The 16,516-nt window shown below is 62.7% G+C and carries 17 protein-coding genes; 10 read left to right on the top strand and 7 right to left on the bottom strand.

Annotated features, from left to right (window positions below):
• Positions 1 to 299: hypothetical protein (locus tag BLW08_RS24035; RefSeq protein ID WP_217639225.1), on the top strand; the 299-nt coding region annotated here is incomplete at its 5' end.
• Between the two features lie 413 nt (positions 300 to 712).
• Positions 713 to 1,648, top strand: a complete 936-nt coding sequence (locus BLW08_RS11080) for a type IV toxin-antitoxin system AbiEi family antitoxin domain-containing protein (RefSeq protein WP_091325060.1) — start codon at positions 713 to 715, stop codon at positions 1,646 to 1,648.
• Between the two features lie 215 nt (positions 1,649 to 1,863).
• Here BLW08_RS11080 and BLW08_RS23850 read toward each other — a convergent pair whose 3' ends face one another.
• Positions 1,864 to 2,040, bottom strand: coding sequence for a hypothetical protein (locus BLW08_RS23850; RefSeq protein ID WP_175538651.1), 177 nt, complete (start codon positions 2,038 to 2,040; stop codon positions 1,864 to 1,866).
• 371 nt (positions 2,041 to 2,411) lie between these two features.
• Here BLW08_RS23850 and pucL point away from each other — a divergent pair, with 371 nt between their 5' ends.
• The 3 genes from pucL (at position 2,412) to BLW08_RS11065 (ending at position 5,659) form a co-directional block, all read left to right on the top strand.
• Positions 2,412 to 3,326, top strand: a complete 915-nt coding sequence (gene pucL / locus BLW08_RS11075) for a factor-independent urate hydroxylase (protein ID WP_174754456.1) — start codon at positions 2,412 to 2,414, stop codon at positions 3,324 to 3,326.
• A gap of 185 nt (positions 3,327 to 3,511) precedes the next feature.
• The gene (locus BLW08_RS11070; RefSeq protein ID WP_090823441.1) at positions 3,512 to 5,020 is read left to right on the top strand and encodes a nucleobase:cation symporter-2 family protein; all 1,509 of its coding nucleotides are present in this window, start codon (positions 3,512 to 3,514) and stop codon (positions 5,018 to 5,020) included.
• 171 nt (positions 5,021 to 5,191) lie between these two features.
• The gene (locus BLW08_RS11065) at positions 5,192 to 5,659 is read left to right on the top strand and encodes a DUF2867 domain-containing protein (protein WP_091325059.1); all 468 of its coding nucleotides are present in this window, start codon (positions 5,192 to 5,194) and stop codon (positions 5,657 to 5,659) included.
• 79 nt (positions 5,660 to 5,738) lie between these two features.
• Here BLW08_RS11065 and BLW08_RS11060 read toward each other — a convergent pair whose 3' ends face one another.
• Positions 5,739 to 6,494, bottom strand: coding sequence for an IclR family transcriptional regulator (locus tag BLW08_RS11060; RefSeq protein WP_011776026.1), 756 nt, complete (start codon positions 6,492 to 6,494; stop codon positions 5,739 to 5,741).
• A 221-nt stretch (positions 6,495 to 6,715) separates the two neighbouring features.
• On the opposite strand from BLW08_RS11060, the gene BLW08_RS11055 reads away from it, so the two are divergent.
• The 4 genes from BLW08_RS11055 to BLW08_RS11040 are packed head-to-tail and all read left to right on the top strand — an operon-like array spanning position 6,716 to position 11,840.
• Positions 6,716 to 8,116, top strand: a complete 1,401-nt coding sequence (locus tag BLW08_RS11055; protein ID WP_090823437.1) for an NAD-dependent malic enzyme — start codon at positions 6,716 to 6,718, stop codon at positions 8,114 to 8,116.
• 19 nt (positions 8,117 to 8,135) lie between these two features.
• Positions 8,136 to 9,749: a malate synthase A gene (gene aceB, locus BLW08_RS11050; RefSeq protein ID WP_091325058.1), complete on the top strand. Its 1,614-nt coding sequence runs from the start codon at positions 8,136 to 8,138 to the stop codon at positions 9,747 to 9,749.
• A gap of 1 nt (position 9,750) precedes the next feature.
• The gene (locus BLW08_RS11045; protein WP_091325057.1) at positions 9,751 to 11,013 is read left to right on the top strand and encodes a DUF6986 family protein; all 1,263 of its coding nucleotides are present in this window, start codon (positions 9,751 to 9,753) and stop codon (positions 11,011 to 11,013) included.
• Between the two features lie 14 nt (positions 11,014 to 11,027).
• Positions 11,028 to 11,840, top strand: coding sequence for a bifunctional allantoicase/(S)-ureidoglycine aminohydrolase (locus tag BLW08_RS11040; protein WP_062071654.1), 813 nt, complete (start codon positions 11,028 to 11,030; stop codon positions 11,838 to 11,840).
• A gap of 80 nt (positions 11,841 to 11,920) precedes the next feature.
• On the opposite strand, the gene BLW08_RS11035 is transcribed toward BLW08_RS11040, so the two are convergent.
• Positions 11,921 to 12,235, bottom strand: coding sequence for a hypothetical protein (locus BLW08_RS11035; protein ID WP_091325056.1), 315 nt, complete (start codon positions 12,233 to 12,235; stop codon positions 11,921 to 11,923).
• 100 nt (positions 12,236 to 12,335) lie between these two features.
• Positions 12,336 to 12,650: an MmcQ/YjbR family DNA-binding protein gene (locus BLW08_RS11030; RefSeq protein WP_091325055.1), complete on the bottom strand. Its 315-nt coding sequence runs from the start codon at positions 12,648 to 12,650 to the stop codon at positions 12,336 to 12,338.
• A gap of 70 nt (positions 12,651 to 12,720) precedes the next feature.
• On the opposite strand from BLW08_RS11030, the gene BLW08_RS11025 reads away from it, so the two are divergent.
• Positions 12,721 to 13,080: a VOC family protein gene (locus BLW08_RS11025; protein WP_091325054.1), complete on the top strand. Its 360-nt coding sequence runs from the start codon at positions 12,721 to 12,723 to the stop codon at positions 13,078 to 13,080.
• A gap of 15 nt (positions 13,081 to 13,095) precedes the next feature.
• On the opposite strand, the gene BLW08_RS11020 is transcribed toward BLW08_RS11025, so the two are convergent.
• The 3 genes from BLW08_RS11020 to BLW08_RS11010 are packed head-to-tail and all read right to left on the bottom strand — an operon-like array spanning position 13,096 to position 16,347.
• A complete protein-coding gene (locus BLW08_RS11020) occupies positions 13,096 to 14,001 on the bottom strand; it encodes a carbohydrate ABC transporter permease (RefSeq protein ID WP_091325053.1) in 906 nt (301 codons plus the stop codon).
• Positions 14,002 to 14,011: 10 nt separating this feature from the next.
• Positions 14,012 to 15,010, bottom strand: coding sequence for a carbohydrate ABC transporter permease (locus BLW08_RS11015; protein ID WP_090823423.1), 999 nt, complete (start codon positions 15,008 to 15,010; stop codon positions 14,012 to 14,014).
• Entirely contained in the window at positions 15,010 to 16,347 is a 1,338-nt protein-coding gene (locus BLW08_RS11010) for an ABC transporter substrate-binding protein (RefSeq protein ID WP_091325052.1), read from the bottom strand. The genes BLW08_RS11015 and BLW08_RS11010 overlap by 1 nt, the downstream gene beginning before the upstream one ends.
• Positions 16,348 to 16,516: the final 169 nt, after the last annotated feature.

The raw sequence follows: 16,516 nt of genomic DNA, 5'->3' as shown, positions 1-16,516 counted from the left end.
TCGGCGTCCGCGTCGGCGTCGGGGTTGGGGTCGCCGTCGGACTAGCACTCGGCGTCCGCGTCGGCGTCGGTGTTGGGGTCGCCGTCGGACTAGCACTCGGCGTCCGCGTCGGCGTCGCAGTACTTGTAGCCGTTGGCGTGGGACTTGCCGTTGTTGCAGTCGGCGTGGGCGTTGGTGCTGCGACAGTTTCCGACGGCGTCGGCTGGGGTGTCGGCGTTGTGCACCCGGCTAGAGCCAACGCGATCACCGCCCCAAGAGTTGAGACCTTGAGTTTCATAGCATGTGTTCCTTTGGGGTAGCAGCGAAATTGCAGCTGCTGCGGTACCGGCCCCCAGACCAGTTCTTCCGTCACCCGCATACGCAGGGTTTCAGCCAGGACATTGCCTGGCACGACGCGGCGATACGCGTCGGATTCCCGTTCAGTTCCGGTGCACCGCCTGTAGACGGCGTTCGTCGAGCGAGAAGGCGCAGCCCGTGTCCGGTCAGGGCCGCAGCGGCCCTTGAAGACCCGGAGGGTGGCCGCTTGCCCAGCTTACGTGAAGCCGTAAGCACCCTACCGTTTGTTACGTAGGTCACATTTTGGCCATTTCGACGACTTACTGCGGGTTAGGCCGATCGCACGGCACAGCTTGCAGCAAGCCCCTAATCGGTTTTCTCCACATAGGCCATTCCCCGCCTTCTCCTGCGTCGCGTCCCAACCGAGGCTTAAACCATGGTGAACAGCAACCGGGGCAAGCTCCCCGCGGGAATGAATTTATGGCGGACCAGCGAGCTCCATGAACTCGGCTTCAATGACAGAAAGATTGCGGCCCTGATCCGAGAAGGCCAGCTGATCCGACTGCGTCGAGGCTGCTACATCCGCGGCAGCACGTGGATGGCCCAAAAGCCCTGGGTCCGCAGTCGGCAACTAATTGCGGCTCATGCCCACGGAACGCTGGCGACGTCGGCTGGCGGATTGATCTACAGCCACACCTCAGCCGCACGCCTCCACGGGCTGTTTCTTTGGGAAGTAGATGACCAGGTACACGTCACCACAGTTTCCACAGCGTCACCTACCTCCCACGGCCTCGATGTCGTTCCACACACGCGCGCACTGGCGCCCGGTGAACTGACATACGTGGACGGCATGCCGTGCACCTCCCTTGAACGCACCGTTGTGGACTGCTGCCTCATGCTGAACTACAAACAGTCCTTGGTGCTGATGGACCACGCCCTTCGCTTGGGGGCCGACGCGGGAGTGATCCGGCAGATCTGCGGGTCTTTGGCCGGACGCAACGGAGTTCTCACGCTCCGCCGGGCCCTGGAGAGTGCGGACGCGCGATCCGAGTCACCCGGTGAAACCCTGACCCGTGAGCTGCTCCAGCGCTTGAACATGGAACCCCCCGAGCTCCAAGTGGAGGTATCGACGACGGAGGGGCAGTACAGGCTGGATTTTGCTTGGCGGGAAAAGAGAGTGGCCTTGGAGTTCGACGGGAAAGTGAAGTACTTCGACTACGCGCCCGCCACCGAGGTGATCTACCAGGAAAGGCAGCGCGAGAAGGCACTCATGGCGCAGGGCTGGAAGTTTATCCGGATCAACTGGCAGCACCTGATCAGGGAGCAGGACTTCAAGACGAGTGTGCTGCGGGTCTTGCGGAGCGCAGAGTAGTCCCCATTTCGGGGTCTCGCGGAGCGCAGAGTAGTCCCCATTTCGGGGTCTCGCCGCGTGAAGTGCCGCGCGCACGGCATTGGGTGCAGCGAGGCGTCGAAATGGGCGCCAGGGCGGACGCGCCGGGAAAGCGGAAAGGCGGGCAACACCTCCCCAGGTGTCACCCGCCTCGTTGGCTCTGTTGCGCAGAGTCCGCGCCCCTTTGATGCAGGGTCTTAGGGGCGCTGCCGGCCGAACACCGGGAGCGCGCGCAGCCAACGGGAGAACCCGCCGGCCTTGCGGTCGCAGTCGGCCGGAATGTAGAAGTCCGGATCTGTTGCACCGAACGGCAGGTACAGCTCCTGACCCGGTGCCGGGAATTCCACGACCTTGTTCGTATCCTTCGAGTCCATCTGTTTCCTCCTCTTTCTAGTGCAGTCAATTTCCGTACTTCGGAAAACTTTTATTGTTATGTGGAAAGTGTAGGCAGCCCAGAAACGAAGCGTCAAGACCTCCGTCAGAGCAAAACAAGTTGCCCCGGTCACATTTGGATGGTTCATAACGATCCTTGGGAACCCGTATACATAAGCCGAAACCATGCGCTACTCTCGAATGAGTTCGTGGCGTAGGTCACGTAACCTGAGAGCAGCAGGCAGGGTCGTAATGAGCTGGCATCCATGGATGCTGGCTCTTTTTTGTTGGGTCAGCTCCACCAGAAACGCAGTGGAAACACGCGCTTAATTTCATTGATGGAACGTAGGTTCCACCTCACAGAAGTTGGGATATGACCATGAGCAACAACATCGTCCTCGGCGAAAACCAGTACGGCAAAGCAGAAGTCCGCGTCGTCAAGGTCACTCGGGATACGGACCGCCACCACATCGAAGACCTGAACGTTACCTCGCAGCTGCGCGGCGACTTCCAGGCCGCACACCTCGAAGGCGACAACGGCCACGTCGTTGCCACCGACACCCAGAAGAACACCGTCTACGCGTTCGCTCGTGAAGGCGTCGGCTCACCCGAGTCCTTCCTCCTGCGCCTCGCAGACCACTTCACCGGCGGGTTCGACTGGGTTACCGGCGGCCGCTGGGAAGCCGAGGCCTACAGCTGGGACCGCATCCAGGCCCACGGCGAGGGACACGACCACAGCTTCGTCCGCAACGGACAAGAGGTACGTACCGCCGTCGTCGTCCGTGATGGCGCAACCACGCACCTGATTTCCGGCCTCAAGGACCTGACCGTCCTGAAGACCACTCAGTCCGGCTTTGTCGGCTACCCGCGCGACAAGTACACCACCTTGCCGGAGACCACCGACCGCATCCTGGCTACCGATGTATCCGCCCGCTGGCGCTACAACACCAACCTGGACTTCGCCGGCACGGACTTCAACAAGAGCTACGAGGACATCAAGGCCCTTCTCCTGGAAGGCTTCACCGAGAACTACTCCCATGCACTCCAGCAGACGCTGTTCGACATGGGCAAGAAGGTCCTCGAAGCACACAGCGAAGTGGACGAGATCAAGTTCTCCATGCCCAACAAGCACCACTTCCTGGTTGACCTGAGCCCGTTCGGCCTGGACAACCCCAACGAGGTCTTCTTCGCGGCTGACCGCCCGTACGGCCTCATCGAAGCCACGGTCCAGCGCGAGAACATCGACGCTGCACCGGTTGCCTGGAGCGGCATCGCCGGCTTCTGCTAAGCCGCCCCACAGCACTAAACCGCACTAAACGCGCACCACCTCAAGGGTTTGTGTGCAGGTCCCCCCAACGGCGCCCCGTAAAGGCCGGACCTGCACACAAACCCAACCCAAAACAACCTAAAGATTTGTTAGCCAGACACAGTTAGCCAGACGAAGACGTCTGCCATGAACCCAGAAAGTCTGCCATGAACATCAAGAAGAAATCCCGTCCTGCGAATACCACCTCGCCCCAGAAGCATCAGTCGGAGCGGCCCGAGGATAAACGGCTTTCCATCGGAAGCACCTTCGCCTACGGCTTCCAGCACGTCCTCACCATGTACGGCGGAATCATTGCCCCGCCGCTGATCATCGGAGCAGCCGCGGGCATGTCCTCGCAGGACATCGGTCTCCTCATTGCCGCTTGTTTGTTTGTGGGTGGCCTGGCCACCATCCTGCAGACGGTTGGTATCCCGTTCTTCGGCTCGCAGTTGCCCCTGGTCCAGGGTGTTTCCTTCGCCGGCGTTTCCACCATGGTGGCGATCGTCCAGGGTGGCGGCGGAATCCAGGCGGTGTTCGGCTCAGTCATTGTGGCATCGCTGATAGGTTTGGCGATCACTCCCCTGTTCTCCAAAATCATCAAATTCTTCCCACCGGTGGTTACCGGCACCGTGATCACCACCATCGGCCTGACGCTGATGCCGGTGGCCGCTAACTGGGCCATGGGTGGCAACGCCAAGGCCGACAACTACGGCAGCATGGCCAACATCGGACTCGCAGCGGCAACCATGGGTGTTGTCCTCCTCCTGAGCAAGGTTGGCAACGCAGCCATCTCCCGGCTCTCGATCCTGCTGGCCATGGTCATTGGCACCATCATCGCCTTGATTGCCGGTATGGCTGACTTCTCCAAGGTTGGCCAAGGCGACATCGTCGCCTTCCCCACGCCCTTCGCTTTCGGCGCTCCGACCTTCGAGATCGCCGCGATCATCTCCATGCTCATCGTCATCCTGGTGACCCTGACCGAGACCTCGGCCGACATCATTGCCGTGGGCGAGATCGTGGACACCAAAGTGGACTCCCGCCGCATCGGCGACGGCCTCCGCGCAGATATGCTCTCCAGTGCCATCTCCCCGCTGTTCAACTCCTTCACGCAGAGCGCCTTCGCCCAGAACGTAGGCCTCGTGGCCATCACGGGCATCAAGAGCCGCTTCGTGGTCAGCGCCGGCGGCCTCATCCTGGTAATCCTTGGTCTCCTGCCGATCCTGGGCCGCGTTGTGGCAGCGGTTCCGACGCCCGTCCTGGGCGGCGCCGGCGTCGTGCTCTTCGGTACGGTGGCAGCCAGCGGTATCCGCACCCTGGCCAAGGTTGAGTACAAGAACAACATGAACCTGATCATCGTGGCGGCCTCGATCGGCTTCGGCATGATCCCCATCGCCGCCCCGAAGTTCTACGACCAGTTCCCGTCCTGGTTCGCCACGATCTTCCACTCCGGCATCAGCTCGGCGGCCGTCATGGCCATCCTGCTGAACATCCTCTTCAACCACTTCAAAGCCGGTAACTCGGACAACCAGTCCGTATTCGTCGCCGGTACCGACCGGATCGTCAGCGAAGAGGACATCAAGTGCCTCAGCGAAGGCGACCGCTTCGAAAACGGCAAGCTGATCGACGCCGACGGCAAGGAAGTTCCGCTCAAGACCTCCAGCGCGTCAGAGCACTAGCACCCTTCCGCACATGACAGGCGGCAGTGTTTCCTTGGGGGACACTGCCGCCTTTTGTCGCCTGGGGCGGAATGCTCGCCCCACGGGGGAATGTACGACGCCGGAACTCACCGTCGCGCGTGCGGTTACCCTGGTGCGCCCCAGTATCTAGAGCCGCCGTAGGATCAGGCCATGACGGAACAGCCCATGTCCAACCATGTGCCTTGCTTCCACTCACTGGCCTTCGGCGAGATCCCGAAGCCGGACTATGCGGACGTTTGCCTTGCCATCCTCCCGGAGGGGGCTGGCACGGACCCCACGGAATGGGCGGAGCGGCTGTTCTCTTTGGAGTCCATGCCCCGCTGGGTGGCCGGGGCAATGGGCTTGCGTCAGGCACTGGTGCCCTTGATCGGCATTCCCAAGGCGCCTCGGGACACCTTCAAAGTGACGGCCCAGTCAGGTGAGGAAGCGCTGATCTTCGTCCGGGACAAGCACTTGAACTTCGCGGCCGCCGTCGGCGTTGATCCGGTGAGCCGACTGATCAGGGTGACTACCGCCGTCGAGCTTAAAGGGTGGCGCGGGAAACTGTACTTTGCCGTGGTGCGGCCCGTTCACCCGATGGTGGTGAACGCGATGCTGAAGAAGGCCACGCGCTCATAGCCTGCGCCGAGGTAGCAGAAACGCCCATGTCCTAAGACATGGGCGCTAAGTGCCAACTGGGCGGAAGCGAACAGAAGAGCTAGTTCTGGTTGAGCTCCGCGGAGATCGCCATGGCTGCTTCACGCAGCATAGGCACGGCGCGGTCGGCGAAGCTCTGGTCAACGCGGGTAATCGGGCCGGAGACGGAGATCGCCGTGGGGGTGGGAGCGTTGGGCACCGCCATGGCGAAGCAGCGTACGCCGAGCTCCTGCTCTTCCTCGTCAATGGAGTAGCCGCGTTCGCGGATAAGCTTGAGGTCTGCCAGCAGGGAGTCGATGTCCCCGATGCTCTTGGCGGTGGGAGTGGGCATGCCGGTGCGTGCCACGATGCCGCGGACAACCTCGTCGTCCAGCTGGGCCAGGATGGCTTTGCCCACGCCGGTGTCGTGCGTGTGGGCGCGGCGTCCCACCTCGGTGAACATGCGCATGGAGTGCATGGACGGGACCTGGGCCACGTAGATGACCATGTCGGAGTCGAGGACGGCCATGTTGGAAGTCTCCCCGAGGCGTTCCACCAGGGTCTTCAGCTGCGGACGCGCTACGGCACCGAGCTGTTTGCTGGCACCTTCACCGAGGCGGATCAGGCGGGGGCCCAGGGCGTAGCGGCGGTTGGGCAGCTGACGGATGTAACCCAGCGATACCAACGTGCGAAGCAAGCGATGGATAGTGGGCAAGGGGAGGTCAGTGGACGACGAGAGCTCGCTCAAAGTGACGTCGCCACCCGCGTCCGTGATCAGTTCCAGCAGTTCAAAGACGCGCTCAACGGACTGCACGCCTCCGGAGGCTTTTTCAGCCATTCCCTTGTCTCCAATGACTCAGATTCCGACAACTCTTATCCGCATCGTGAAAAGAATTGCTTAGAACACCCAACATACAGCACAACCCGCACCTGCGCGATGACGCCAAACATGACCAAGCAAGGGGTTGTGTTTCCACTTTGTAGATAATAATATCCATAATACGAAAACATTCAGTTTGGAACGGCGGCCCGGGAACGGGCCTAACAGGAGGAATTTCAATGGCGAATCCGAGCCCCGGAAACTCGATCACCCTGCGCGTCGCCGCACCGTCGAGCTTCACCGCTACCAGCGAACTGGCAGCAGCCGTCGGCGCAGCCGGTGCAGCAATCACCGCGTTGGACGTCACGGAATCCCACCACGAGACGATCGTTGTTGACGTCACCTGCAACACCACCGACGACGACCACGCAGCCCGCGTCAAGGACGCGCTCAACGCACTCGACGGCGTCACCGTCCAGCACGTCTCGGACCGCACCTTCCTCATGCACCTCGGCGGCAAGCTCGAAGTTGTCCCCAAAGTAGCCCTGCGCAACCGTGACGATCTCTCGCGTGCCTATACTCCCGGCGTCGCCCGTGTTTGCCTGGCCATCGCTGAAGACCCGGCCGCTGCCCGCAACCTCACGGTCAAGCGCAACACCATCGCCGTCCTCACCGACGGCTCGGCCGTCCTGGGCCTGGGCAACATCGGCCCCGCCGCTGCCCTTCCCGTGATGGAAGGCAAGGCCGCGCTGTTCAAGCAGTTCGCCAACGTTGACGCCTGGCCGGTCTGCCTGGACACCCAGGACACCGAAGAAATCATCATGATCGCCAAGGCCATGGCTCCGGTCTACGGTGGCATCAACCTCGAGGACATCGCCGCACCGCGCTGCTTCGAAATCGAGAACCGCCTCCGCGAAGAACTGGACATCCCGGTCTTCCACGATGACCAGCACGGCACCGCGATCGTCACGCTCGCTGCCCTGGTCAACGCCCTGCGCGTGGTGGACAAGAAGCTCTCCGAGGTCAAGATTGTTGTTTCGGGCGTCGGCGCTGCCGGCTCGGCCATCATCCAGCTCCTCAAGGCCCAGGGCGCGCAGCACATCATCGCCGCAGGCCGCTCCGGCGCCATCCACTCCGGCGAAGAATACGGTGACGAGCACCGCAGCTGGATCGCCGCGAACACCAACGAGGAAGGCTTCTCCGGCACGCTGCACGACGCCCTCAAGGGAGCCGACGTCTTCATCGGCGTCAGCGCCCCGCACGTGATCGGCGAGGAGCAGGTTGCTTCGATGGCTGAGGACGCGATCGTCTTCGCCATGGCCAACCCCACCCCGGAAATCGATCCTGTTGTCGCTTCCAAGCACGCAGCAGTGGTTGCTACCGGCCGCAGCGACTTCCCGAACCAGATCAACAACGTGCTGGCATTCCCGGGCTTCTTCCGTGGCCTGCTGGACGCCGGAGCATCGGACATCACGCCGAACATGCTGGTGGCCGCAGCCGAGGCAATTGCCAACCGGGTGGCTGACGATGAGCTCAACGCGAGTTACATTATCCCCAGCGTCTTCGATCCCCATGTTGCCGCCGATGTGGCCAGTGCCGTAGCAGCAGCTGCGCACGCCAACGCCGCCAGCGCACTCTAGAACAAAGGAATCCGCTCACATGGCTATTACAGTCACCGATCCCCGGCCGATCGATCGCGCCGAGGAAATCCTCACCCCCAAGGCACTGGCCTTCATCGAGGAACTGCACAAGCGCTTCGCCGGAACCCGCAACGAGCTCCTTGAAGCCCGTAAGGTCAAACGCCAGAAGGTTGCCGACACCAGCCGCCTGGACTTCCTCCCGGAGACCCAGGAAATCCGCGACGGCGACTGGAAAGTCGCCGAGGCACCGGCAGCTTTGCAGGACCGCCGCGTTGAGATGACCGGCCCGGCAACCCCGGCCAAGATGGCCATCAACGCCCTGAACTCCGGCGCCAAGGTGTGGCTGGCAGACCTCGAAGACGCCAGCACACCCACGTGGCCCAACGTCATCGACGCCATCCTCAACCTCCGCGACGCCGCCCAGGGAACCCTGAGCTACACCTCGCCCGAAGGCAAGGAATACCGTCTCCGCACCGACGCTCCCCTGGCCGTTGTGGTGGCCCGCCCCCGTGGCTGGCACATGGAGGAACGGCACCTGCTGATCGACGGCGAACCCGCCGTGGGTGCGCTGGTGGACTTCGGCCTGCACTTCTTCCACATCGCCAAGCAGCTCCTCCTCAACGGCCAGGGTCCGTACTACTACCTGCCCAAGATGGAGAGCCACCTGGAGGCACGCCTCTGGAACGACGTCTTCGCCTTCGCCCAGGACTTCCTGGGCATCCCGCAGGGCAGCATCCGCGCCACGGTTCTCATCGAGACCATCCCGGCCGCGTTCGAAATGGACGAGATCCTCTACGAACTGCGCGATCACGCTTCAGGCCTGAACGCCGGACGCTGGGACTACCTCTTCAGCATCATCAAGTACTTCCGTGATGCCGGCGAAGAGTTCGTCCTCCCGGACCGCGCAACCGTGGCCATGACGGCACCGTTCATGCGCGCCTACACCGAACTCCTGGTCAAGACCTGCCACAAGCGCGGCGCCTTCGCCATGGGTGGCATGGCCGCCGTCATTCCCAACCGCAAGCAGCCGGATGTCACCGCCGCAGCCTTCGACAAGGTCCGCGCCGACAAGACCCGCGAAGCGAACGATGGCTTCGACGGCTCCTGGGTGGCACACCCGGACCTGGTCTCCACCTGCCGCGAAGTGTTCGACTCCGTGCTGGGCGACCCTGCCAACGGCGGTAAGAAGAACCAGCTGGACAAGCAGCGCCCCGAGGTGAACGTCACCGCCGAACAGCTCATCGACGTCGCCTCCGCCGAAGGCCACGTCACCGAAGCAGGCCTGCGCCTGAACCTGTACGTCGCGGTCGCCTACACGGGCGTCTGGATCTCCGGCAGCGGTGCCGTTGCCATTCACAACCTCATGGAAGACGCCGCCACTGCGGAAATCTCCCGCTCGCAGGTATGGCAGCAGATCCGCAACAAGTCCGTCCTCGCGGACACGGGCAACACCGTGACCCGCGAACTCGTCACCCGAATCCTGGGCGAAGAAACCGAGCGCCTGCGCATCGAGTTCGGCGATGAGAACTTCAAGGCGTACTACGAGCCGGCGTCCAAGCTGATCGAGGACATCTGTCTGTCCGACGATTACACGGACTTCCTCACCACTCCCGCGTATGAGCTGGTGGGCTGAGATGGGTTCATTCTCTTCATCTGATTTGGCTCACATCGAGTCCCAGCTTGCGGCGACCGACCAGTTGCTGGACCGCAACTACCCCGGCGACGACGGCTCACGCCAGCCCATCCACACCGTCTACATCCCGGCTGACCGTTTCACACCCACCTTTGTGGCAGATTGGGGCGCACAGGCACTCGCCACGGCAGAGGCTCACGGTGGCCTGGAGAAGCTCGGTCAGCTGCTGGGCCAGGAGTCTCACCTGGCCGCCGCTGTTGCCGAGCGTGTGGCCGCGAAGCTCTCCGCGGAACCGATCGAGGACCTGCGTTTGGACTTCGAAGACGGCTACGGTGACCGCGGCGACGAGGCAGAAGACGCCGACGCCGTTGCTGCCGCCAACGCTGTTGCCGCCGCAGTAGCTGCCGGAACCGCCCCGCCGTTCATCGGCATCCGCTTCAAGTGCTTCGAAGCCCCCACCCGGGCCCGCGGCCTGAAGACGTTGGATCTGTTTGTCTCCACGTTGGCTGAAGCCGGCGAACTCCCGGCCGGACTGATCCTCACCCTGCCCAAGGTCACCACGGTGTCCCAGGTACAGGCCATGGACTTCGCCGTGTCCCGGCTTGAGGAAGTCCACGGTCTTCCCGCCGGCCGGCTTCGTTTTGAGGTGCAGGTGGAAACCCCGCAGCTCATCATCGGTGCTGACGGAACCTCGCCAGTGGCGCAACTCCCCCACGTCGTCCCGGGCCGCATCAGCGCCCTGCACTACGGGACCTACGATTACAGCGCCTCGCTCGGAATCTCCGCGGAATACCAGTCCATGGAGCACCCGGTGGCCGACTTCGCCAAGGAAGTCATGCAGCTCGCTGTCGCCGGAACGGGCATCCGCCTCTCCGACGGTTCCACCAACATCATCCCCGTGGGCGATGCTGTGGAAGACGCATGGAAGCTTCACGGCCGCTTGGTTCGTCGCTCCCTGGAGAACGGCTACTACCAGGGCTGGGATCTCCACGCCGCCCAGCTCCCCAGCCGCTTCTCGGCGTCGTACGCTTTCTACCGCGAAGGCCTGCCCGCCGCGGCCCTGCGCCTCCGCAACTATGTTGAGCGCACCGAAGGTGGCGTCATGGACGAGCCCGCCACCGCCCGCGCGCTTGCCGGGTTCGTCCTCCGCGGCGTCCAGTGCGGCGCAGTGGGGACCGACGAGGTCAAGGCGCTTGCCGGCGTCGAACTTTCACAGCTGACCGCACTGGCGCACCCGCGGCTCGCGCAACCGACTTCCCACTGATAGGAGCATTTCGCATGGGCAAGTACTACTACCCACAAGGCGGCTTGCCGCCGCAGACCCAGCTGACCACCGAGCGGGCCATCGTCACCGAGGCTTACACGGTGATCCCCAAGGGCGTCATGACGGACATCGTCACCAGCAACCTGCCGGGCTTTTCCAACACGCGCTCGTGGATCATCGCGCGGCCGATCTCCGGCTTCGCCACCACGTTCTCCCAGCTGATCGTGGAGATCGCACCGGGCGGCGGGGCACCCAAGGCCGAGTTCGAATCCGGCGTTGAAGGCGTCATCTTCGTCACCAAGGGCCAGGTCAACCTGACACTCGACGGCGAGCTGCACCACCTCGAAGAGGGCGGCTACGCCTACCTTGCCGCCGGAGCAGAGTGGGGCCTGGAGAACGTGTCCGACGACATCGTCTCCTTCCACTGGATCCGCAAGGCCTACGAGCGCCTCGAAGGGTTCGAAGCAAAGTCCTTCGTCACCAACGAGAAGGACGTGGAGCCCACCTCCATGCCGGACACGGACGACGTCTGGAAGACCACGCGCTTCACGGACTCCAGCGACCTGGCGCACGACATGCAGGTCAACATTGTTACCTTCCAGCCCGGCGGCGTGATCCCCTTCCCGGAGACCCACGTCATGGAGCACGGCCTGTACGTCCTGGAAGGCAAGGCCATGTACTTGCTCAACAACGACTGGGTTGAGGTGGAAGCCGGCGACTTCATGTGGCTGCGCGCGTTCTGCCCGCAGGCTTGCTACGCCGGTGGTCCGGGCGAGTTCCGTTACCTGCTGTACAAGGACATGAACCGCCAGGTGAAACTCACCTAGGTCTGTCGCTTGCGCCGAAATCGCCGGAAAGCTGCCAGTTCGCTGGAGCTATCCGGCGATTTCGTCGTTTTCCGGCGAACTCAGCGGCGGCGGCCCACAGCGAGTCCCGCCGAGAACGCGAGGACCAGCAGGCCAAGGACAGTCACGGCGAGCCCGAGCTGCGTCCCTTGGCTGACCATGGTCACACCGTTCCCCATGAAGACCGTGTCGCTCAGCGGCGCATAGGCGAAGAAGCCGAAGTCCGTGCTCTGGTTGGTCCAAGTCACGATCACGCCCACAATCACGGCGATCAGGCCCAGCAAAGGCACGACGACGGCTGCCGGTTTCCGTGCTGGCTTGGGTGTGCTGTGTTCCCCGGATGCGTTCTGATTCCCGGATGCGTTGTGTTCCCCCATGCGGCCGAGTCTAACCTGCGCGTCCACCCAACTGAGTAGCAGATCAGGCCGTTCCCAGTGCTGAGAACGACGCGATCTGCTACCGAGTTGGGTTTGCGAGCTACTTGGGTTTGCCGGGGCCGCCGGCGATTCTGTACGACTCCTGCAGCAGCTCGTCGAGCTCTTCCACGTCCACATTCTCCAGCCGGATGAGCATCAACTTCGGGGACTGATCGTGGTGCGGCGTCCAGAAGAACGTGTCCGGTTCCATGGCTGCGAGCGCTTCGCGTTCGTCGGTTTTCACGGTCCCCACGCCTTCCTCCCACATGCGTGCCATAAGGGACTTGGCGAACCACGCGGGCTGCCCCCAACTGGGCCGCTCAGTAACGCCGGGCATGCCCAGGCAGATTCTCCGGACGTCCTCTTCGGTGGCCATGGATTCACTGTGGCATTGGCCCGCCGCCAAGAACAAGACATGCCGGGCAGCCCGCCGCTAGGCTGGGCCAATGTTGACCATCGGCAGCACTGTCCTGGGCGTCAATGACATTGCCCGCGCCACCAATTTCTGGCACGAAGCGCTGGGCTATGTTCCCCGCGAGCCGGGCGACGACACCTGGGTGATCCTCGTTCCGGCGTCCGGTCCCGGCCCGCAGCTCGCCCTCATGCTGAGTGAAACCCCCGCCCAGGAACATCCCCGCATTCACCTGGACCTCTATGCGGACGATCAGGACGCTGAGGTGGAACGGCTTATCGCCATCGGCGCCCGGCACGTCGACTGGGACATGTACCCCGAGGAGCCGGACTTCGTGGTCCTCGCGGACCCTGACGGCAACCGCTTCTGCGTGATCGACAAGGGTCCGCGGTAGCACCGCCGTCGGGGGCTATTTGCCCATCCCGAGCGTCAGTCCCTCGGTCAAGCGGCGGCCCAGCCATACGTAGATGATGAGCATCGGCAGGACCACGATCACCAGCCCTGCGAACAGACCACCCCAGTCGGCTCCCGAGTAGGTCTGCTGCTGTACGAAGGAAATCAGGGCCACGGGCAAGGTGTATTTCTCGGTGGACTGAAGGAGCGTCAGGGCCAGCAGTGTCTCGTTCCAGTGCGAGATGACCTGGAGGATGAAGGCGGTGAGGATTCCGCCCTTGGCCAGCGGCAACGTGATACGCCAGAACGTGCCGAACGCCGTGGTTCCATCCAGCGCCGCGGCTTCTTCCATTTCCAGGGGAAGGGAACGGAAGAACGCGGTCAACAGGAAGACCGTGAAGGGCATGGAGACGCCGATGTACACCAGGTTGAGCCCGATGATGCTGTCCGTCAGGTACACCTTGTTGAGCATCACGAACAGCGGGATCAGGATGACCTGCGCCGGAATCCCCAGGCCCAGGATGAAGTACAGGCTGAGTCCTTGCGTCAGCTTGTTGTCCACGCGGCTCAAGTAGTAGGAGCACGGCGCGGCGATGGCTACCGTCAGGACCGAGGAAACCACCGTGGTCAGCAGGCTATTCCATGTTGCGACGGCGAAGTCCCCCACTGTCCAGGCACGGACAAAGTTCCCAAAATCCAGCGACGTCGGGACGCCCCAAGGGTCATCGAGAATTGCCCGGGTATCCCTGAAAGCCTGGGCCACCATCCAGACCAGGGCTGCGATGCTGATCGCCACCACCATCCACAGCAGCGTCACCCCAATCCCCCGGAGGATGCTGCGCTCGCCGCGCAGTGCAGGGCTGACGCCGCGTCCTGCCCTCCTGCGGGTGGTCAGGGGTGCCAGCAGTTTGTGTTCGCTCATGACTTTTCCTTTAGAACTCGACGGCGTCGCGACGCATGGCGCGGCGCAGCAGGACAACCAGGACGGAGATCAGCGCCAGGGACAACACGGCAGAGGCTGTCGCAGCCCCGTAGGCCGGCGTTGATTGTCCGGAGAAGGCGTTGACGTAGGTGTACACGGCTGCGGTCCAGCTCTGCGTTGGCGGCACGCCGGCACCTGAACTGCCACCGAAGACCCAGACGATCTCGAAGATCTTCACTGACGAAATGGTCCACAACACGGCGCAGGTGCCAAAAACGTCCCAGGTCAGCGGCAGGATCACGTAGCGCAACCGTTGAAAAGCGGACGCCCCGGCCAGGGCGCAGTCTTCGTAGTAGTAGGGCGGAATACGGTCGACGCCGGCCATCAGGATGGTGGTGAAGTAACCGGTGGTGGTGCAGACCAAGGTGACCATGATGAGCGGGAAGATGTTGTCCTGTGCCAGCCACTTGGGCGGGTCGGTCACTCCGAGGGGCGCCAGGAGGGTGTTGACCATTCCTCCTGGATTGAAGATGAAACCGGCCAGGACACCGAACACCAGCGCGTTGATGAGGTGGGGGAAGAAGATGACGTTGCGGGCAATCTTCTTCCCGGCCATGTCCCTGAGCACCAGCGTCAAGGCAAAAGCCAGGACGAAGATCGCGGTCCCCACCACGAAGAGCAGAAGCAGGGTGTTGCCGAATGACGACAGGAACAACTGGTCCCGGAAGATCCGGCCGTAGTTGTCCAGCCCAACGAACTTCATGGGACCCGAGCCCGCCCATTTGTGCAGGCTGATCCATACGGCTCCCAGCGCGGGCACGATGAACAGGACCGTGTACAGGACGAATGCCGGACCGACGAACGGGATCAGCAGCTTCTTGCGCTGCACGTCGATGGAGCTCCCTCCAGGACGGCTGCCGCGCTGCGACTTACGAGGCACCGGCTTCCGGGACTCCGGACTGTGGACGGGCGCACCGCCCGTCCGGGGCTCCGTCAGGTGGAGGGTCATCAGCTGTTGTCCTTCCAGTACTGGATCTGGGCAGCCTTCATCTTCCCGATGAACTCATCGGCAGAGGTTTTCCCGAGGAACAGCTCGTCATCCTTGGGGAAGAACACCTTCTCCATGAAGCCGGGAAAGGTCACTCCGTCGTTTTGCAGGTGCGTTGCCGGAGCCGCGTCAATGGCGGCTTTGACGGACTCGACGGCGGGAGCAACCGGTGCGTCCGGCCGTACCGGCAGCACTTTGGCTTCCGTTCCCAGGGCATTCTGATACTTGGAATTCAGCATGAATGCTGCGAGGCGCTGTGCGGGGACCTGGTTCTTGGACTTTGCCGGTACTGCAAAACCGATGAAGTCCACACGGGCGCTGGCTGGATTGTCTCCCATTGCCGGGAATTGGAAGGACGAGTAATCGAATCCGGGGGCCGCATAGGAGCCGGTTTCGGTTGGGGTCCACGATCCGTTGAGAATGAGGGCAGCGTCGCCGTTCGCCCAGAGCTGCTGCTGGGCAGGGAACTTGCTCGCGTTGTAGCCGCTGTTGAGGTATCCACCCTTGACCAGGGTTTCCACCTTCCGGGCTGCCTCGAGCACCGCGGGATCGTCCCATCCTTCACCGGACTTGTCCTCAACAAGAGCCTTGAAACTGCCGGCACCCTTGAGCCGAAGCAGCGCTGTCACAAACCAGGTGGAGTTGTAGCCGGCAATGTCACCGTCCGCCGCGATGGGAGCCGATCCACTGGCCTTCAGCTTGTCCAGGACTTCAATGAATTCATCCCACGTGGCCGGTGGTTTGGCTTTGAGTTCAGGGTGCTGGGCAGCATCAAACCAGATGCCATCCGAGCTGACGCTGTAGGGAACCATCCACGGCTGCCCATCTTCGCCCTTGAAAACACCATTGCTGGTGAACTTCTCCGGGATCACCGAACTCACCGCTTTGCCGTCAACCTCGTAGGAGTACACGGACGTGAGCGGGCTGGCCTGTCCGGTCTCCCCGATCACGGGCGCAAGCTTTGCGAAGGTGCCGTCCACCAGGTCCGGGACGTTGTTGGTGTTCAGCGCGGGAACCAGTTTCTCCGTGTTGCTGCGGCCCTGCCATTGAACGCTGACGGTGGCTCCGGTTTCCTTTTCGAAATCGGCGATGGCAGCGGCGATGACCTTCTGCTGAGGCTCACCGTCTTTCCACATGGACCAGTAGTTGATGGTTTGCCCCGAAATGGAGCCTGAAATGTCCACGGCCTCGGCAGCAGGGGAGGCGTCTGTGGCTCCACCGCATGCTGTGGTGGACAGGGCAAGTGCTGCACCCAACAGGGCGGCCAGCGGGCGAAGATGACGGGCTGTTTTGCCCATGGGAATCACCTTTCAAGTGAGGGGGAACCGGCCGGATGCGGTTCAGTGAGACGACTCTCACAGCCCGTGAAAGCAGGATTCAATGAGTACTTCCGAATGAGTCGCCATCGGTTTCCCACCCCCGGGCGGGGTGCCAAAGGCCGAGCCCACAGTTCACCCCGATTAGGCA

This window comes from Arthrobacter sp. cf158 (genome assembly GCF_900106835.1).
Lineage (GTDB): Bacteria > Actinomycetota > Actinomycetes > Actinomycetales > Micrococcaceae > Arthrobacter.
Note: the sequence above shows the minus strand (reverse complement) of the source record. Positions and strands in the feature narration are given on the sequence as shown.

What these genes read in the sequence shown, in the direction of transcription:
- aceB (WP_091325058.1), top strand. Translation starts at nt 8,136, where the DNA reads ATGGCTATTACAGTCACCGATCCCCGGCCGATCGATCGCGCCGAGGAA.
- BLW08_RS11045 (WP_091325057.1), top strand. Translation starts at nt 9,751, where the DNA reads ATGGGTTCATTCTCTTCATCTGATTTGGCTCACATCGAGTCCCAGCTT.
- BLW08_RS11065 (WP_091325059.1), top strand. Translation starts at nt 5,192, where the DNA reads ATGACGGAACAGCCCATGTCCAACCATGTGCCTTGCTTCCACTCACTG.
- pucL (WP_174754456.1), top strand. Translation starts at nt 2,412, where the DNA reads ATGACCATGAGCAACAACATCGTCCTCGGCGAAAACCAGTACGGCAAA.
- BLW08_RS11080 (WP_091325060.1), top strand. Translation starts at nt 713, where the DNA reads ATGGTGAACAGCAACCGGGGCAAGCTCCCCGCGGGAATGAATTTATGG.
- BLW08_RS11070 (WP_090823441.1), top strand. Translation starts at nt 3,512, where the DNA reads ATGAACATCAAGAAGAAATCCCGTCCTGCGAATACCACCTCGCCCCAG.
- BLW08_RS11025 (WP_091325054.1), top strand. Translation starts at nt 12,721, where the DNA reads ATGTTGACCATCGGCAGCACTGTCCTGGGCGTCAATGACATTGCCCGC.
- BLW08_RS23850 (WP_175538651.1), bottom strand. Translation starts at nt 2,040, where the DNA reads ATGGACTCGAAGGATACGAACAAGGTCGTGGAATTCCCGGCACCGGGT.
- BLW08_RS11020 (WP_091325053.1), bottom strand. Translation starts at nt 14,001, where the DNA reads ATGAGCGAACACAAACTGCTGGCACCCCTGACCACCCGCAGGAGGGCA.
- BLW08_RS11010 (WP_091325052.1), bottom strand. Translation starts at nt 16,347, where the DNA reads ATGGGCAAAACAGCCCGTCATCTTCGCCCGCTGGCCGCCCTGTTGGGT.
- BLW08_RS11015 (WP_090823423.1), bottom strand. Translation starts at nt 15,010, where the DNA reads ATGACCCTCCACCTGACGGAGCCCCGGACGGGCGGTGCGCCCGTCCAC.
- BLW08_RS11060 (WP_011776026.1), bottom strand. Translation starts at nt 6,494, where the DNA reads ATGGCTGAAAAAGCCTCCGGAGGCGTGCAGTCCGTTGAGCGCGTCTTT.
- BLW08_RS11030 (WP_091325055.1), bottom strand. Translation starts at nt 12,650, where the DNA reads ATGGCCACCGAAGAGGACGTCCGGAGAATCTGCCTGGGCATGCCCGGC.
- BLW08_RS11035 (WP_091325056.1), bottom strand. Translation starts at nt 12,235, where the DNA reads ATGGGGGAACACAACGCATCCGGGAATCAGAACGCATCCGGGGAACAC.
- BLW08_RS11055 (WP_090823437.1), top strand. Translation starts at nt 6,716, where the DNA reads ATGGCGAATCCGAGCCCCGGAAACTCGATCACCCTGCGCGTCGCCGCA.
- BLW08_RS11040 (WP_062071654.1), top strand. Translation starts at nt 11,028, where the DNA reads ATGGGCAAGTACTACTACCCACAAGGCGGCTTGCCGCCGCAGACCCAG.